General features: G+C 40.7%; 2 protein-coding genes and 1 pseudogene. All 3 read right to left on the bottom strand.

The window, feature by feature from the left end; genetic code table 11:
- A pseudogene (locus PAT01_RS20330) lies at nt 1-282 on the bottom strand (hypothetical protein); the annotation flags it as partial.
- Nucleotides 283-632: 350 nt separating this feature from the next.
- Nucleotides 633-893, bottom strand: a complete 261-nt coding sequence (locus PAT01_RS19900; protein ID WP_154946059.1) for a hypothetical protein — start codon at nt 891-893, stop codon at nt 633-635.
- On the bottom strand, nt 890-1,777 hold an 888-nt coding region (locus tag PAT01_RS20325; RefSeq protein ID WP_318299781.1), incomplete at its 5' end, for an RHS repeat-associated core domain-containing protein. The genes PAT01_RS20325 and PAT01_RS19900, both read right to left, overlap by 4 nt.

Genomic DNA, 1,777 nt, shown 5'->3' with positions numbered 1-1,777 from the left:
GAATACATCAAACTGTTGGGTAAGGGTTATGCTGTTACCAAACTGCTGGGCTTTAATATTACCTTGGCTGTCGTAACTTAATGTTACAAGCGGCTCAGCTAGCTCAATCTCTTTACTGTTGGTTTGCTGTAAGTTAATACCGCTAAGCTGGCCAAACTGGTTGTAGCTGTATTTAAGCGTGGTTGAATCTGGCAGGGTAAGAGTTTGTCTTCTGCCGTATTCATCGTAGCTGTACTCTAGGGTATGCGCTTGTTGCTGGTTATTAACTTGCTCGGCGCACAATAGCCTGCCGCCTTTATCAAAGCGTTGCTTAAGTGTTGATTGTGCATTATGCGCACGAGTAATTTTACCTTGCAGGTTATAGCTGTAGTAATTGGCGTTATTAATGATATGTGAGTCGCTTGCAAGGCTTGCATGCTGCGCAGTTACGCGGCCAAGGCTGTCGCGCTCTATTTTTACATGGCGTTTGTTGCTTTGTGTTACTGAGGCTAAGCGGTTACAGGCATCGTATTTATATTGCTGTAATATATCATCAGAAAGGTTTAATCAAATTGCTAAGCCTTTATAACATCCATGTTGTTAAAGAACGCTTTCATCCCAGTTTTTAGGTGGGTGTCTTTGTTGTTATTTCTTCAGTTATTTTTTGCTGGTGGACCATTAGAAGTTACCACCGGTGAGATTTCACGCCCTTCATATGAAGAGCGATCTTGTTTAAATTTCTTTATTAACTTTTCAAGTTCTGCTTGATTATTATGTACTGAACAGACCTCTTCAGGGTTCAGCTTTATAGAGACACCGGATTCAAGCGGTCCACCTGACAGGTATGTTACATACCAAACATTATCGTAGACATATAAAGTATAAGAATAAGGTTTTTGAAATACTACACTCATTTTTTTTCCTTCGCGTTTTTAGTAGAGTTAACTGCCTCAGCAATACTCAATTCTTTATATGAGCCTTCAGGGATTGCATCAATAACAGCCTCATCATGGCCTGTCGGCAATTTACCTCCTGGTAGCCACAGTTCATTTGCTCCATCCTCTCGACCTGTTGGAATTCGAACATTATGTTTGTTGGGATCAAATACCTCGATGATAACCATTTCATTTTTTTGCCAGTCACCTGCAGGAATACCAAGCTCTTCCTCTATTAATCCCATATCACCACTACTTCGAGTAAGAATACCATCCATCTGAGTTTTCGTCATAACAAATTGCCCATCAGGACGACCAACAACACTGCGCCCGAATTCATCTAACGCCCACTTAGGAGTAAAATATGCAGCACCTTCAGCAAATTTTGCCTCATGAGCATCAATATATGATTGAGGTAAGTAATCCGAAACATTAGGTCGTAGTTTGTTATCTAATTTGCGAACATCTTTCATGACTTGATACGATGCGGCAGCTTCAGAACTATTTTTAAAATGTCCTTTAGTATTTTTCTGAAAGGTATTCCATGTATTCTCTTTACAACTCAACCCAAACGGATCCACCCAATTAACCGGATTCGGCGCATATTGATAGTGGTTTATGCCACCTATCAAACCAATTGGATCTTGGTTTATAAAGCGTTGTTGTTTGGGGCTGTAGTAGCGGTAGCGGTTGTAATGTAAGCCACTCTTTTCATCTAAATATTGCCCCTGAAAGCGTATTGGCTGAGTGAAGCTATGTTCTTTATTCGTGTCAGACTCGTCTTCTGGTTCTTCATACCCATACACATCGGCTTGGTTTTCCCATACGACTTCTGATTTGTTATTGGTTACAAAGCGTGGGGT

It is taken from the genome of Pseudoalteromonas atlantica (assembly GCA_007988745.1).
Taxonomy (GTDB): domain Bacteria; phylum Pseudomonadota; class Gammaproteobacteria; order Enterobacterales; family Alteromonadaceae; genus Pseudoalteromonas; species Pseudoalteromonas atlantica.
This window is presented reverse-complemented; position numbering and strand designations above follow the sequence as displayed.